Source organism: Glycomyces terrestris (assembly GCF_003933745.1).
Classification (GTDB): Bacteria; Actinomycetota; Actinomycetes; order Mycobacteriales; family Micromonosporaceae; genus Glycomyces; species Glycomyces terrestris.
In genome coordinates this window covers 703,881-717,495 of record NZ_RSEB01000003.1, presented here as the reverse complement: position 1 = coordinate 717,495, position 13,615 = coordinate 703,881, and the positions used below count along the sequence as shown (strand labels likewise).

Below are 13,615 nucleotides of genomic sequence, written 5' to 3'. Positions count from 1 at the left end.
GCGAGGCAGTCCGGCGCGGGCGCCGGTGCGGCGGACCGGCTGGACAGCAGCGGTGAACGGGGGGACGGGATGACGAGGACTTCGCGCGGCAGGGCCGGACGGCACTTGGCGCCCGACGAGGCGCCGAGCGGCAACGGGCGGAAGGCCGCCGTGAAGCCGGTGCCGCAGCAGTCGGCGCCGCCGGAGAAGAGCGAGCTCGACGACGACCTGCCGCTGGCGCGCGAGGCGCAGCGCGCGGTCCGGGTCCTCAACCCCTCGGGCTCGGTGACGATGCCGCGGCCCACCCGCCGCCGCGTGTTCGCCGTCGCCAACCAGAAGGGCGGCGTCGGCAAGACCACGAGCACCGTGAACCTCGCGGTCGCCTTGGCGCTGCACGGCAACCGCGTCATGGTCATCGACCTCGACCCGCAGGGGAACGCCTCCACCGGTCTCGGCGTCGAGCACGGCGCCGGCACCCCGAGCGTGTACGAGGCCCTCGTCGAGGGCATGTCGCTCGACGAGATCGCGACCCCGGTCGACGGCATCCCCTCGCTCTACTGCGTGCCGGCCACGATCGACCTCGCCGGCGCCGAGGTCGAACTCGTCAACGTGGTGGCCCGCGAAGGGCGCCTGGAGAAGAGCATCGACACCTTCAGCGGCGAGCTCGACTACATCTTCATCGACTGCCCGCCCTCGCTCGGCCTCCTCACGGTCAACGCGCTCGTCGCCGCCGAAGAGGTGCTCATCCCGATCCAGTGCGAGTACTACGCGCTGGAGGGACTCGGGCAGCTGCTGCGGAACATCGAGCTCATCAAGGCGCACCTGAACGCGCGCCTGCGCGTCTCGACCATCCTGCTCACCATGTACGACAAGCGGACCAAGCTCGCCGATCAGGTGGAGCAGGAGGTGCGCGGGCACTTCAGCGAGATCGTGCTCGACGCGGTGGTCCCGCGGAGCGTCCGCGTCTCCGAAGCGCCCGGCTACGGGCAGTCGATCATGACGTACGACCCCGGCTCGCGGGGTGCGGCGAGCTATTTCGAAGCGGCCGAGGAGATCGCCCTGCGGGGCGCCAAGCTCTCCCGGCGCGGGAAGAACCAGAAGGGCGGGAACTAGTCGATGGCTGCGGCGAAGCGCGGAGGGCTCGGTCGCGGACTGGGCGCGCTCATCCCGACCGGTCTGGCCGAGAGCACGACGACGGAGGCGGACGACCCCGCCCCAGCGCCGGCTCCGGTGGCGGCACCCCGCCAGGCGGCTCCGGTCGAGCGCGATGTTTCACGTGAAACATCGACTCCCGACCCCGAGCCGGTTCCGGATGTTTCACGTGAAACATCGGCCGGCCCGGACCTCGTGCCGGTCCCGGGAGCGAGCTTCCAGCTGATCCCGATCGCCGACATCGGCACCAACCCGAAACAGCCGCGGCAGTTCTTCGACGACGAGCACCTCCTCGAACTCCAGACCTCCCTCACCGAAGTCGGGATGCTACAGCCGATCGCGGTGCGCGAGCGCACCGCCGACGAGCCCCGTGAGGACGGCGCCCGCTTCGAACTCGTCATGGGGGAGCGCCGCCTGCGCGCCGCCACCGCACTCGGCTGGGAGACCGTCCCGGCGATCGTGCGCCGCACCGCCGACGAGGAGATGCTCCGCGAGGCGCTCCTGGAGAACATCCACCGGGTGCAGCTGAACCCGCTCGAAGAGGGCGCGGCCTACGCGCAGCTCCTCGAGGAGTTCAACGTGACGCAGGAGGAGCTCTCCAAGAAGATCGGCCGCAGCCGCCCGCAGATCTCGAACATGATCCGCCTCCTCGGCCTGCCGCCCACGGTCCAGACGAAGGTCGCCGCCGGCGTCCTCACCGCGGGCCACGCCCGGGCGCTCCTCGGCCTCGACAGCCCTGATTCGCAGGAGCACATCGCCGAGCGGATCATCAGCGAGGGCCTGTCGGTGCGGAGCACCGAGGAACTCGTGACGGCCAACCGCCTGGAGGAGAAGCCGGAACTCGACGAGCCGCGCCCACGCGACGGGCGCGCCGCGAAGGACCGCATCAAGGCGCCCGGTCTGGAGGAGCTGAAGGAGCGCCTGTCGGACCACTTCGAGACGCAGGTGTCGATCTCGTGGGGCCGCAAGAAGGGCAAGATCGTCATCGAGTTCGGGTCGCTCGCCGACCTCGACCGGATCGTCGAGCAGATCGGCGTCGAGTAGCGGTCCGCTCGAACCGGCACCGTCGGCGCCTCAAGAGACGAACGAAGGGGCGGGATGTTTCACGTGAAACATCCCGCCCCTTGCTCAGTTCCGAATGCGGCTAGGAGAGCTCCCGCCACATGATGATATCGTCCCGGTAGTCGTCATCGGCCATGCGCACGGCGCGCGGCAGACGACCGACCTCAGTGAATCCGTGTCGGCGATAGAAGGCGTCGGCGCCGGTGCCCGAGCGGACCTTGAGGCTGAGCGCCTCCAGCTTCAGCTCTTCGCGGGCAACGTGGTCGACGGCCGCCAGCAGCTTGCCCCCCAGACCGCCGCCCTGCCGGGCGGGGTCGACCTGGACGTGGCGCATGGTCCGCCACCCGTGTCGCGGCGGGCTGTCGTTTGATGTGAGAACACACCAAGCGACAATGGCGGCTCCTTCCTGTAGAGCGACCAGCGTGTCAGTCCGGTCGATCACTCGCGCGAGAATGGAAACGGTGTGAGGGCGGACCTCGTCGATGTTGACCGGCGGGACGAACCCGACGGAACCGCCGGCGTTCGTCACTCTCACCCAGAGGTGGCTGAGTTCGTCAACGAGCGCGGCGGTGACCGGCGGGTCCACCAGGACGGCGATCTCGCCCGAATCGGGCGTCGCCTCCGGCGTGGAACTATCAGTCACTGTTGCTTGCACGCCTTCCAGCTTGCCCTATCGACCGGCCCTCCCGACAGGGCCTTCCCGCCATATGGGCGCACGTCACGTGTGCCCGCGAATCACCTTGTCGCGCACCGATTCGCCTGGTTCGCGGACTATGTTCGCTCCACTGTCGGGAGTCCGGACTGCCTTCTTCGAGTTAACCCAGTTGAAATCTGCCAAAAGGTGGATTCCGGTGGTTTCCACTCTCGCCATCATGGGGTATTTTTCGATGGTGGCAGCTGCGAGTACCCCCGGCCCGAATTCGAAGCCCGACTTGACGAACACCCGACCCCCGACCCCGCGCGCCGGCGGGGTGCGGCCGAACCTGCCGGCCTTCGTGGACTGGCCCGCTTTCCCCTTCGAGGGCGAGCTCCGCATCAAGTCGCTCCAGGAGCCGGTCGAGGCCGAGCCCCCGCGGCGCGGCGACCGCCAGGAGCAGTGCGCGGCCTGCCACACTCCCGACTCGGTGTACCTGTGGTCGAACGAACGCTGGCGCCTGAAGAGCCCGCCGGCTCCGAGCGGTCTTCCGGTGGTGGTGATCCTGGAGCCGCGCGCGCACCTCGACCTCGGTGACCTGTCGACGATGCACGCCGCCGAGCTCGGCGTGCTCACGGTCCGCCTGGAGCGGGCGATCCGGTCCCTGGAGTCCGTCGCCCAGGTCCACGTGAACCGCTGGGGCGACGGCACCGCCCACCTCCAGCAGTGGTTCCTGGCCCGCCCGCACGGCTACCTCCAGCTGCGCGGCCCGTTCATGACGATGTGGGACGAGATCCTCCCGCCGGTCGAGGAGCACGAGTGGCAGATGAACCTCGAATACATCGCCGCCTGGCTCAGCGACGACTGACCTGCTCCGCCCGCCCCGCAGCCCTGCTCGCAGGGACGTGAACGATCGCACCCGGAAGGGTGAGGCGACACGCCGGGAAGCTGTCGGACCCGCGAGATATTTTTGTATCCAGGGGTCCCTTAGGGGGATATTTCGGGAATATCCGCTTTCACGTTCCCAATGGGACGCAATGTCGGTAGGGCGCGGCCACGGGAGACGACTCAGGGCGCCGATGTTTCACGTGAAACATCGGCGCCCTTCGTGTTGCTCGTCGGCCGGGGCCGCCTCGGGTCAGGACCGGGCGAGGGCCTGGCGGACCATGGTCGCCAGGACTTCGCCGAAGTCGAGGCCGGCCGCCTCGATCGCCATCGGCAGGAGGGACGTCTCGGTGGTGCCGGGGGCGACGTTCGCCTCCAGCACCTGGATGCCGCCGGCGTCGTCGACCATGAGGTCGATGCGGGACATGTCGCCGAGGCCGAGCGTGCGGTGGGCCGCCAGGGCCAGTTCGGCCGTGCGGGCCGCCACCGCGTCGCTGAGGGCCGCCGGGACCGTCCAGCGGGTCGCACCGGGGTTGTACCGGGCCGCGTAGTCGTAGTCGCCGTGGAGCGGCGCGATCTCGACCGGCGGCAGGGCCACCGGGCCCTCGCCCAGGTCGACCACGCCGACCGCGATGTCGCGGCCCTCGACGAACGACTCGATGAGCGCGGTGTCGCTGTAGGAGAAGCAGCCCATCATCGCCGACGGGAAGTCGTCCTCCTTGTGCACCGCGTGCACGCCGAGACCCGACCCGCCCGAGTTCGGCTTGACGACCAGTGGCAGGCCCATCTTCGCGGCGATCCGGTCGAGGAGCTTGCGGGCCCCGAAGTCCGAGAACGCCTGGCGCGGCATCGACGTCCAGTCCGGCGTCGGGATGCCGGCCGTCCGCAGCAGGTCCTTGGCCGTGATCTTGTTCCACGCCCGCCGCGCGCCCGTCGAGCCGGTGCCCACGATCGGGAGGCCGATGAGTTCGAGCACCGCCTGGAGCGAGCCGTCCTCGCCCGGCTGGCCGTGCACGAGCGGCAGCACCACGTCGGGCGGGAACTCCTGGAGCGCGGGCAGCAGCTCGCCGTCGAGGTCGCGCACGTCGCAGGCCATGCCCTGGCGCTGGAGCGCGTCGGCGGCGCGGCGGCCCGACTTCAGCGAGACCTCGTGCTCGTACGACATGCCCCCGGCCAGGATCAGGACCCGGATGTCCGAGGCTGCGGCGCCCTCCTTCATGCGGCCCCTCCCGCGAACGTGTCGCGCAGCTCGATGTCGCTCGCGACGACGCCCGCCAGGCGTCGCACGCCCTCGCGGATGACCTCGGCGGTCTGGGTCGAGAAGTTCAAGCGCATCTCCCTGCGGCCGTTGCCGTCGGCGTAGAAACCGGTGCCCGGGACGTACGCCACCCGCTCCTGGAGCGCGCGGGGGAGCATCGCCTTCGAGTCGAGCCCCTCCGGCAGCGTGGCCCAGATGAACAGGCCGCCGCCGGGGACGGTCCACGTCATCCCCTCGGGCATGTAGTCGCCGAGCGCCGCCAGGAGCGCGTCCCGGCGGTCCCGGTAGAGCGTGTTGAAGACCTTCACCTGCTGGCGCCACTCCATCTCGGTGAGGAACCGGAGGGTGGCCTCCTGGGTGAGCCCGGACGGGCACAGGATCGACGCCTCGATCGCCAGGAGCAGCTTGTCGCGCACCGCGGGCGGGGCCAGGACCCAGCCGAGGCGCAGGCCCGCGGCGAAGATCTTCGAGACCGTGCCGAGGTAGATGACGCCCCGCTCGGCGCGGGCGCGCAGCGGCGCCGGCGGCGTGCCGTCGAAGCTGATCATCGAGTACGGGTCGTCCTCGATGATGAGGAGCCCGTGCCGCTCGCAGATCGCGAGGATCTCCTCGCGGCGCCCCTCGGTCATGGTGACGCCGGCCGGGTTCTGGTACGTCGGGATCGTGTACAGGAACTTCGCGCGGCGCCCCTCGCGCTCGAGCGCGGCCAGGCCCTCCTCGAGGCCGGCGGGCACGAGCCCGTCGTCGTCCATCGGGAGGTGGCGGACGTCGGCCTGCGCGGCCTGGAAGGCGCCGAGCGCGCCGACGTACGTGGGCCCTTCGGCGAGCACGATGTCGCCCGGGTCGAGGAAGGTGCGGGCGAGCAGGTCCAAGCCCTGCTGCGCGCCGGTGGTCAGGACGAGGTCGTCGGCCGAGGCGCGGATGCCCGAGAGCTCCAGGGCCCCGCAGAGCGCCTCGCGGAGCGCGACGCTGCCCTGGCCGGGGCAGTAGCCGAGCGCTTCGGCGCCGACCTGGGAGAGCAGGCGGGTGAACATCTCGCCGAGTTCGTCCATGGGGAGCGCGGCCGTGTACGGGTTCCCTCCGGCGAGGGAGACGACCTCCGGGCGCGAGGCGACCGAGAACAGTGCGCGGATCTCCGACTGTGCCATCCCGTGAACCCGGGATGCGTAGCGACCGGTGTAATCGTCGAGTGTTGTACCGGACACGCGGAGACCTCCTCTGATGGTCCTCGTCGCCCGCGAACGGTGGTCGCGGGTCGGGCGCTGCGTCGTGCGGGCTCCGGCTCGCGAGCGAGGGGCCCTGCCGGCCAAGCCTACGGCTCCGGGCCGGCCCTGCGGGCGAGCGGGCGGCGGTGCCGCCGGCTCGCGCACGATGATCGAACCACTCTACTAGCACAGGGGCCGCTCGCAGCGCGTGTTTTCCGTCATGTGGACCCCTCGCCCGCGTAGGCTGGACGGGTGCATCGGCGCATGGTCAACCTCACACTCGACTCCTTGGACGAAGTTCCGAGGCGGTGCCGCGCCTGCGTGTTCTGGGAGCTGTCGCCCCTGTGCGCCGAGGCGGCCCGCGACGTGGGCGAGCCCGCGATCGAGAAGGAGGCGTGGCTGTCGCACACGCTCCTCGAATGGGGCGGCTGCGGGCGGATCGCGTACGAGGGCGACGCGGTCGCCGGGTTCATCACGTACGCGTCCCCGAAGTTCGTGCCGCGCTCGATGGAGTTCCCGTCGGGCCCGGTCTCCCCTGACGCGGCCCTGCTCATGACCGCCTACGTCGCCCCGGCGTACGCGGGGTCGGGCCTGGGCCGGCAGCTGGTGCAGACCGTCGCCGCGGACGTGGCGCGGCGGGGGATCTACGCGCTCGAGGCGTTCGGCGACGCGCGCGGCGAGGCCGGCGCGTGCCTGGTGCCCGCCGACTTCTACCGCTCGGTCGGGTTCAAGACGGTGCGCTTCGACCCGCGCTACCCGCGGCTGCGCCTGGAGCTGCGCGCCGCCATCGACCGGAGCGTGGAGGCCGAGGAGACCATGGAGCCGAGCGACTCGGTGGAGTGGTTCAAGCTCGACGACGTCGAGTTGGAGCAGTTCTTCGGCGAGCCGACCACGAGCCGCTCCCGGATCGACCGGCCCGGGACGCAGCGCGGCGGCGACGTCTTCGACTGACGGACGAGCAGGGAAGGGCCCGGCGAACACGCCGGGCCCTTCCCGCTGTCGGTCTACTGGCCGAGGAACTTGCGGATGGCCGCCTTGGGCTGGGCGCCGATGAGCTGGTCCGCCGGCTGGCCGTCCTTGAACAGGATCATGGTCGGCACGCTCATCACGCCGTACTTGCGGGTGATCTCCGGGTTCGCGTCGGTGTCGAGCTTGCGGATCTCGATCGAGTCGATCTCGGCCGCGAGCTCCTCGAGCACGGGTGCGACCTTCTTGCAGGGACCGCACCACTCGGCCCAGAAGTCGACCAGCACGGGCTTGTCGGCTTCCAGCACCTCGTTCTGGAACTGCTCGTCGTTGACGGCTTTGATGGCGCCCATGGGCATCCTCCTGTGTGTGTGAAGAAGGGAGAGTCGGTCAGGCCGCGACCGCGGCGTCCTCGAGTGCGGCGATGTAGCGCTCGGCGTCGAGCGCGGCGGCGCAGCCGGTGCCGGCGGCCGTGACCGCCTGCTGGTAGGTGTGGTCGACGAGGTCGCCCGCGGCGAACACGCCCTCCAGGTTGGTGCGCGTCGACGGGGCGGCCACCTTGACGTAGCCGGACTCGTCGAGCTCCACCTGGCCCTTGAACAGCTCCGAGCGCGGGTCGTGGCCGATCGCGATGAACAGGCCGGTCGCGGGGAGCGTGCGGGCCTCGCCGGTGACGGTGTCGACCAGGTCGACGCTGGCGACCTTGCCGCCCTCGCCGTTGATCTGCTTCACCGCGGAGTTCCAGGCGACCTCGATCTTCGGGTTGGCGAGCGCGCGCTCGGCCATGATCTTGGAGGCGCGGAACTCGTCGCGGCGGTGCACGATGGTGACCTTCGAGGCGAACTTGGTGAGGAACGTGGCCTCCTCCATCGCCGAGTCGCCGCCGCCGACCACCGCGATGTGCTGGTCGCGGAAGAAGAAGCCGTCGCAGGTGGCGCACGCGGAGACGCCGCGGCCCATGAGCTCCTGCTCGCCCGGGACGTTCAGCGGCCGGTACGCGGAGCCGGTCGCGAGGATCACCGACTTCGCGAGGTGCTCCTCGTCGCCGACCCACACCTTCTTGATCTCGCCGGTGAGGTCGACGCGGGTGACGTCGTCGGAGACGAGCTCGGCGCCGAAGCGCTCGGCCTGCTTGCGCCACTGGTCCATGAGCTCGGGGCCCATGATGCCCTCGGGGAAGCCGGGGAAGTTCTCGACCTCGGTGGTCTGCATGAGGGCGCCGCCGAACTGGAAGCCCTCGAACACCAGCGGCTTCATGTTGGCGCGCGCGGTGTACAGCGCGGCGGTGTACCCGGCCGGGCCCGAGCCGATGATGATGACGTCGCGGATTTCGCTCACCGGGTTCGCTCCTGTGGTGGTTCGAGGCGTCAGGGACGGCTCCCCTGATGCTGACAGCTTCAACGCCATCCTATTGACCCGAAATTCCAGGGAGCGCCGCCGTGTCGGGCTTGTGACAGGCGCATTCCCCGATCGTGGGGAAGCTCACGCGCCGTTCGCTCAGGGCTGGACCGCGAGGGCCTCGATGATGCCGTCGGCGCACGCCGGGCTGAGCGCGACGGCGATCTCGCCCTGCTCGGAGACGAGCAGGACCATGATCGCGGGCGCGGACTCGTACCGGGCGAAGTCGACCGCGACGAGGAGGCTCTGGTACTCCTCGCTGATCGCCTCCTCGCAGGCGCGCCAGAACTCGCCGCCGGCGGCCACCGCGGCGAGCTCGTCGGGGACCTCGCCGGCGCGGGTGTGGTCGCCGAGGCCGCGCAGGGCCGCGAGGAGGTCGGCGGAGCCGCTGTAGTCGGTGCCGGACGCGAACGACTCGACGTCGGTGACGCCGACCTCGGCGTCGGTGCCGCCCTGCTCGGGCTCCTCGGCGAGGGAGTCCTCGGTGGCGCCGGGCGCGGCGCCTTCGTCGGCGCCGTCGGCGGAGTCGTGGTCCTCGCCGGTGCGCGGCGCGTCCTCGGCGTACATCTCGGCCGAGCCGGCCTCGTCGCCTTGGGGCGCGAGGGTCTGGAGGCCGACCGCGACCGCGCCGACGGTGACCAGGACGGCGGCCGCGCCGCTGGCGATCGCGTACCGGACCCGCTTGGGGCGCAGGCGTTCGGCGAGCGTGGCGAGGAAGCCGTCCCGGGCGGGGGCGGCGGCTGCGCCGCGGAGGGTGTCGGCGGCCGGGAGGGTCTGGAGGACGCGGTCGAGCCGCTGCGCGACCTCCTCGGGGAGGTCGCCGTAGCCGTCGGAGGCGTGCCGCAGCAGTCGCGCGGTCTCGGCCTCGGCCCCGGTCTCGCCGGGCGTCTGCCCGATCATCGGCCCCCCTCCTCTCGGCTGGTCGGGTGTCCCGCTCCAGGTTCGACGCCGCGCTGGCCCGGCGGGTTCCCGGCCAGGGCCGCGCCCGCGCTCGGGTCGAACTCGGGCAGGCTGGCGGCGAGGCGCTTGCGGGCCCGGGAGGCCCGCGACTTGACGGTGCCGGGCCGGACCTTGAGGATGGCGGCGACCTCCTCGACGGGGTACCCGAGCATGTCGATGTACACGAGGACGGCCCGGTGCTCGAACGGCAGCTCCGCGAGCGCGCGGTGGACGGCGATGCGCAGCGCCGCCTGCTGCGGGTCCGCGGACGCGGGGGCGGCCGGGACCGGTTCGCGCCCGTCCTCGGGGAGGGGCACGGTGGGGCGGCGACCGGCCGCGCGGATGCGGTCGAGGCAGGCGTTGACGACGATGCGGTGCAGCCAGGTGGTGACGGCCGAGCCGCCCCGGAAGGTGCCGGCCGCCTGGTAGGCCTTGATCATCGCGTCCTGGAGGGCCTCGGCGGCGTCCTCGGGGTCGGCGAGGGTGCGGACCGCGACCGCCCAGAGGCGGCCGCGGTGGCGGCGGAACAGCTCCCCGAACGCGTCGCGGTCGCCGCCGACGTGGCGGCGGAGCAGCTCGGCGTCGCCCACGCCGTCCATCGGGCCGGCGGGCGCGCCGTCGGGTCCGGGTCCGGGCGTGAGGGGGGCGGGCACGGTCGGCCTACCGGACGAACACGTTGATGTCGGAGATCGTGAGCTTGTAGCCGCCGGAGGAGGCGGGGAGCTCGGTCACCCAGACGACGATGTAGCGGGCGGACTGGCCGCCGGCCTGGAGTTCGATGTTCGTGTCGGCGTCGGCGACGGGCGCGGCGAGCTCGGTGAAGCCGTCGACGATCGCTTGGTCGCCCTCGGAGGAGTCGCCGGGGTCCTCGTCGCCGGCGAGGAGGCCGACGGTGGCGCCCGCGCTGGTCATCTGGACCCGGACGGACGCGACCTCCTGGGCCTCGCCGAGGTCGATGAGGATGCCCATGCCGGGCTTGAGGTTCCCGAAGCCGGGGTCGTTGTAGTACGTGTTCGTGGACCAGCCGGTGGAGGCGTTGCCGTCGATGACGGCCTCGACGCCCTCGCCCTGGTCGCGGTCGCCGTCCGGCGGGTCGACGACGCGGATGTCGTCGGCGGTGATCTCGGCCTCGGTGGGGGCGGCGACGTCGGGCTCCTCGGCTTCGGAGCCGTCGCCGCCGGTGTCCTCGCCGGTGATCTGGTCCTCGGCGCCGGCGGGGTCGTCGCCGCCGCCGAAGACGAGGGCGCTGCCGACGACGCCGGCGAAGATGACCGCGGCGATGACGGCCGCGACGACCGCGAGGCGCTTCATGCCCAGGGGCGGGGCGGCGGCGTCGCCGGTGAAGCGGCGGCCGAGGTTGATCGAGCCGAGGATGCTCGTGGCCTGCGCGGGCGCCGGGTCGGCGCCGCCGGTCTCGGTGAGGCGGCGCAGTTCGACGGCGAGCTCGGCGGCCGAGGGCGGGGTCTGGGCGTGGTCGAGGAGGTCGGCGGTGAGCTGGGAGAGCCGGGCGGGGACGCCGGGGACGACCTTGGCGGCGTCGAGGACGCGGCCCCATTCGTCGGTGGCGGCGTCGGGCAGGCCGGTGTTCTCGGCGGGCACGACCCGCGGCCAGGTGCCGGTGAGGCAGGCGTACAGGGTCGCGCCGAGCGCGCGCACGTCCTCGACCTGGGTGTTCCCGGGTTCGTTGCGGGGCTCGGTGACCATGACCCGGTCGTCCTCGGAGAGGAGGATGGAGCCGGGCTGGAGGTCGGCGTGGGTGACGCCGCCGTCGTGGAGGGCGGCGACCGCGTCGGCGACCGAGGCGACGAGTTCGAGCGCGTGGGCGCTCTCGAGCGTCTGCTGCTCCAGGACCCCGCGCAGGGAGGAGCCGTTGACCCATTCGCGCACCACGTAGGCGAAGCGACCCTCGTCGACCGCGTCGTACACGTCGACCATGGAGTCGACGTGGGCGCGGGACGCCGCCACCGCGGCGGTCATGGTCGGCGCCGCGTCCTCGCCGCCGGGGGAGCGCAGGACGACCGCGACGGAGCGGTGGAGGAGGACATCGACGCCCCGCCACAGCTGGCGGTGGCCGTTCGTGCCTCCGACGTGCTCTTCGAGGCGGTACCGCTCGGCGAGCAGGTCGCCCACGGACGGCACTTCGGCGGAACTCATGGTGCGGGGTCCTCCCCTCTCAGACCGGCCCCGCGGAGGGGCCGTGCCGGCCGGTCGGGTTGTTCAGGCGTACGGGCGGTGCGGCGTGGTGCGGGGTCGTCGGTCGTGCAGCGGTCGTGCGGTGAGCCGAGGCCATAGTGCACGTATGGATCGTACTTGTCTCATCGTCGCAGCCTTGCGCGCACCGTTGCCTGGAGCGACGTCATTTCAGTGACGCGGAATACCAGGCAGGCGGCGAGATACACGCCCAGCAGGGCGATCCCGAGCACGAACGACGCGCCCAGCTGGCCCAGTTTGGAATCCGACACATCGGGCCACACCAGCCAGCCGCCGTACGCGGCCGCGCCGGCGAGGGCCGCGGCGGCGGTGGTGCGCACCAGGCCGCTCGCGGTCCGGCGCATCCCGAGGAGCCCGACCCGCTTGCGCAGCAGGCTCATCGAGAGCAGCAGCGAGACGAGGTAGGACACGCCGTTCGCGGCGAGGAGCCCGACGACGACCCATTCGAGGGGGAGGAACGCGAACGCGAGGAGGTACCCGCCGATGCGGATCGCGATGACCGGCAGGTTGAACAGGCCCACGGTCTTCGTGTCGGTCTGGGCGTAGAACGCGTAGATCTGGAGCTGGCTGATCGAGAACGGCAGCAGCACGATCCCGACCATGAGGAGCGCCTGCCCGGTGGCGACGGCCATCGTGTGGTCGTAGGCGCCCCACTGGAAGATCGCCATCGCGACCGGCTCGTGGAGGGCGACGAACACGGCCGCGATCGGCACGAGGAGGAAGGACGCCAGCCGGATGCCGCTGGAGAGGTGGTCGGTGAGCTCGGCCCAGCGGCGGTCGTCGGCGGCGCGGGTCATGCGCGGCATGAGCGCGGTGATGACGGAGACGGCGACGATGCCGTGCGCCATCATCATCATGAGGTACGCGTTGTTGTAGACGGTGGTGCCGGGCACGAACGGGCCGCCCTCGACCGCGTCGCCGGCGGCGGCGTTCGCGACCTTGATGACGGCCATCACCGCGATCTGGTTGGCGACGACGAACAGGAGCGTCCACGCGGCCATGCGGCGGATCTCGCGCAGCGGCAGGGCCCGGAAGTCGAAGCGCAGCCGCCACCTGAACCCGGCCCGGCGCAGGGCCGGGGCGAGGCACAGCACCTGGATGAGGACGCCCGCGGTGGTGCCGCCGCCGAGCAGGACGACCATCCCGGTCGTCACCTGGTCGGCGTCGGCGAACAGCTCGCCGCCCGGGCCGGGGACGGCGTCGCGGGTGTAGACGAGGAAGAACACCGCGCCGACGGTGATGACGACGAGGTTGTTGATGATCGGCACCCACATGGGGGCGCCGAAGTGCTCGCGGGAGTTGAGGACGCCGGAGAGGATCGCGAACAGCCCGTACAGGAGCAGGGCCGGGAGCATGAGGTAGGAGAACTCGGTGACGAGCGCGTACTGCGCGGGCTCGGCCATGGCGCGGGCGATGAGCGGGGCGCCGAGGGTGACGAGGAGCGCGGCGGCGCCGAGGACGAGGGCCGCGAGGGTGAGCAGGCGCTGCGCGAAGGCGTCGCCGCCGTCGGCGTCGTTCTTGTGGGCCTTGACGAACAGGGGCATGATGATGCTCGCGAACACGCCCCCGAGGACGAGCTCGTAGATCATCTGGGGGAAGTACTGCGCGGTCGTGTACGAGTTGCCGAGGAGTCCGGCGCCGATGGCCGCGGAGATGACGACGGTGCGCCCGAACCCGGTGATGCGCGAGACGAGGGACCCGGCGCCCATGAGGAGGCTGGAGCGGACCACGTTCTTGCCCTGGGGCTGCGGGGCGGCCGGGGCGGGGGCGGCGGGCGGCGGGGGCGGTCCGGCGGGGGTGTAGCCGTTGCCGGTGGCCGGGCGCCAGGACTGGGGGTTCGCGTGGGGGTGGGGGCCCAGGGCGGGGCCAGACGGCGAGTATTCCGGGCCAGGTCCCGGTCTCGCGCTAGGTTCGGCCATTCTCGCA

13 protein-coding genes are annotated in these 13,615 nt (G+C 71.7%); 4 read left to right on the top strand and 9 right to left on the bottom strand.

The window, feature by feature from the left end; all coding sequences use genetic code 11:
• Positions 1-69: 69 nt before the first annotated feature.
• Together EIW28_RS13265 and EIW28_RS13260 are read left to right on the top strand one after the other, a co-directional pair.
• Positions 70-1,092 carry a ParA family protein gene (locus tag EIW28_RS13265; RefSeq protein WP_187350604.1) on the top strand — a complete coding sequence of 341 codons (1,023 nt, stop codon included), beginning with the start codon at positions 70-72 and terminating at the stop codon, positions 1,090-1,092.
• Positions 1,093-1,326: 234 nt separating this feature from the next.
• On the top strand, positions 1,327-2,175 hold the full coding sequence (locus tag EIW28_RS13260; RefSeq protein WP_232013966.1) for a ParB/RepB/Spo0J family partition protein: 849 nt from the start codon (positions 1,327-1,329) through the stop codon (positions 2,173-2,175).
• A 100-nt stretch (positions 2,176-2,275) separates the two neighbouring features.
• Here the strand turns inward: EIW28_RS13260 and EIW28_RS13255 are convergent, their stop codons facing one another.
• Positions 2,276-2,848 (bottom strand): GNAT family N-acetyltransferase, encoded by a 573-nt coding sequence (locus EIW28_RS13255; RefSeq protein WP_158630397.1) that lies wholly within the window; start codon positions 2,846-2,848, stop codon positions 2,276-2,278.
• Positions 2,849-3,125: 277 nt separating this feature from the next.
• On the opposite strand from EIW28_RS13255, the gene EIW28_RS13250 reads away from it, so the two are divergent.
• Positions 3,126-3,695, top strand: a complete 570-nt coding sequence (locus tag EIW28_RS13250) for a hypothetical protein (protein ID WP_125248157.1) — start codon at positions 3,126-3,128, stop codon at positions 3,693-3,695.
• A gap of 270 nt (positions 3,696-3,965) precedes the next feature.
• Here the strand turns inward: EIW28_RS13250 and EIW28_RS13245 are convergent, their stop codons facing one another.
• Positions 3,966-4,931 carry a D-alanine--D-alanine ligase family protein gene (locus EIW28_RS13245; protein ID WP_125248156.1) on the bottom strand — a complete coding sequence of 322 codons (966 nt, stop codon included), beginning with the start codon at positions 4,929-4,931 and terminating at the stop codon, positions 3,966-3,968.
• Positions 4,928-6,175, bottom strand: a complete 1,248-nt coding sequence (locus EIW28_RS13240; RefSeq protein WP_125248155.1) for an aminotransferase-like domain-containing protein — start codon at positions 6,173-6,175, stop codon at positions 4,928-4,930. Before EIW28_RS13240 ends, EIW28_RS13245 begins: the two co-directional genes overlap by 4 nt.
• A 252-nt stretch (positions 6,176-6,427) precedes the next feature.
• On the opposite strand from EIW28_RS13240, the gene EIW28_RS13235 reads away from it, so the two are divergent.
• Complete coding sequence (locus EIW28_RS13235; protein WP_125248154.1) at positions 6,428-7,126, top strand: GNAT family N-acetyltransferase; 699 nt, start codon at positions 6,428-6,430, stop codon at positions 7,124-7,126.
• 53 nt (positions 7,127-7,179) lie between these two features.
• On the opposite strand, the gene trxA is transcribed toward EIW28_RS13235, so the two are convergent.
• From trxA to murJ, 6 genes are all read right to left on the bottom strand, one after another.
• The gene (gene trxA / locus EIW28_RS13230; protein WP_125248153.1) at positions 7,180-7,494 is read right to left on the bottom strand and encodes a thioredoxin; all 315 of its coding nucleotides are present in this window, start codon (positions 7,492-7,494) and stop codon (positions 7,180-7,182) included.
• Positions 7,495-7,531: 37 nt separating this feature from the next.
• Entirely contained in the window at positions 7,532-8,479 is a 948-nt protein-coding gene (gene trxB / locus EIW28_RS13225; protein WP_187350603.1) for a thioredoxin-disulfide reductase, read from the bottom strand.
• Between the two features lie 159 nt (positions 8,480-8,638).
• Positions 8,639-9,439 carry a hypothetical protein gene (locus tag EIW28_RS13220; RefSeq protein ID WP_125248151.1) on the bottom strand — a complete coding sequence of 267 codons (801 nt, stop codon included), beginning with the start codon at positions 9,437-9,439 and terminating at the stop codon, positions 8,639-8,641.
• Positions 9,436-10,077 carry an RNA polymerase sigma factor SigM gene (gene sigM / locus EIW28_RS13215; protein WP_125248360.1) on the bottom strand — a complete coding sequence of 214 codons (642 nt, stop codon included), beginning with the start codon at positions 10,075-10,077 and terminating at the stop codon, positions 9,436-9,438. The genes EIW28_RS13220 and sigM overlap by 4 nt, the downstream gene beginning before the upstream one ends.
• 61 nt (positions 10,078-10,138) lie before the next feature.
• Positions 10,139-11,632, bottom strand: a complete 1,494-nt coding sequence (locus tag EIW28_RS24230; protein WP_158630396.1) for a protein kinase family protein — start codon at positions 11,630-11,632, stop codon at positions 10,139-10,141.
• A gap of 161 nt (positions 11,633-11,793) precedes the next feature.
• The gene (murJ, locus tag EIW28_RS13205) at positions 11,794-13,608 is read right to left on the bottom strand and encodes a murein biosynthesis integral membrane protein MurJ (protein WP_125248150.1); all 1,815 of its coding nucleotides are present in this window, start codon (positions 13,606-13,608) and stop codon (positions 11,794-11,796) included.
• Between the last annotated feature and the right edge of the window lie 7 nt (positions 13,609-13,615).

Bases quoted from the DNA above. Each gene is read 5' to 3' on its own strand.
- EIW28_RS13265 (WP_187350604.1), top strand. From the start codon at position 70: ATGACGAGGACTTCGCGCGGCAGGGCCGGACGGCACTTGGCGCCCGAC.
- EIW28_RS13245 (WP_125248156.1), bottom strand. From the start codon at position 4,931: ATGAAGGAGGGCGCCGCAGCCTCGGACATCCGGGTCCTGATCCTGGCC.
- trxA (WP_125248153.1), bottom strand. From the start codon at position 7,494: ATGGGCGCCATCAAAGCCGTCAACGACGAGCAGTTCCAGAACGAGGTG.
- EIW28_RS13220 (WP_125248151.1), bottom strand. From the start codon at position 9,439: ATGATCGGGCAGACGCCCGGCGAGACCGGGGCCGAGGCCGAGACCGCG.
- sigM (WP_125248360.1), bottom strand. From the start codon at position 10,077: ATGGACGGCGTGGGCGACGCCGAGCTGCTCCGCCGCCACGTCGGCGGC.
- EIW28_RS24230 (WP_158630396.1), bottom strand. From the start codon at position 11,632: ATGAGTTCCGCCGAAGTGCCGTCCGTGGGCGACCTGCTCGCCGAGCGG.
- murJ (WP_125248150.1), bottom strand. From the start codon at position 13,608: ATGGCCGAACCTAGCGCGAGACCGGGACCTGGCCCGGAATACTCGCCG.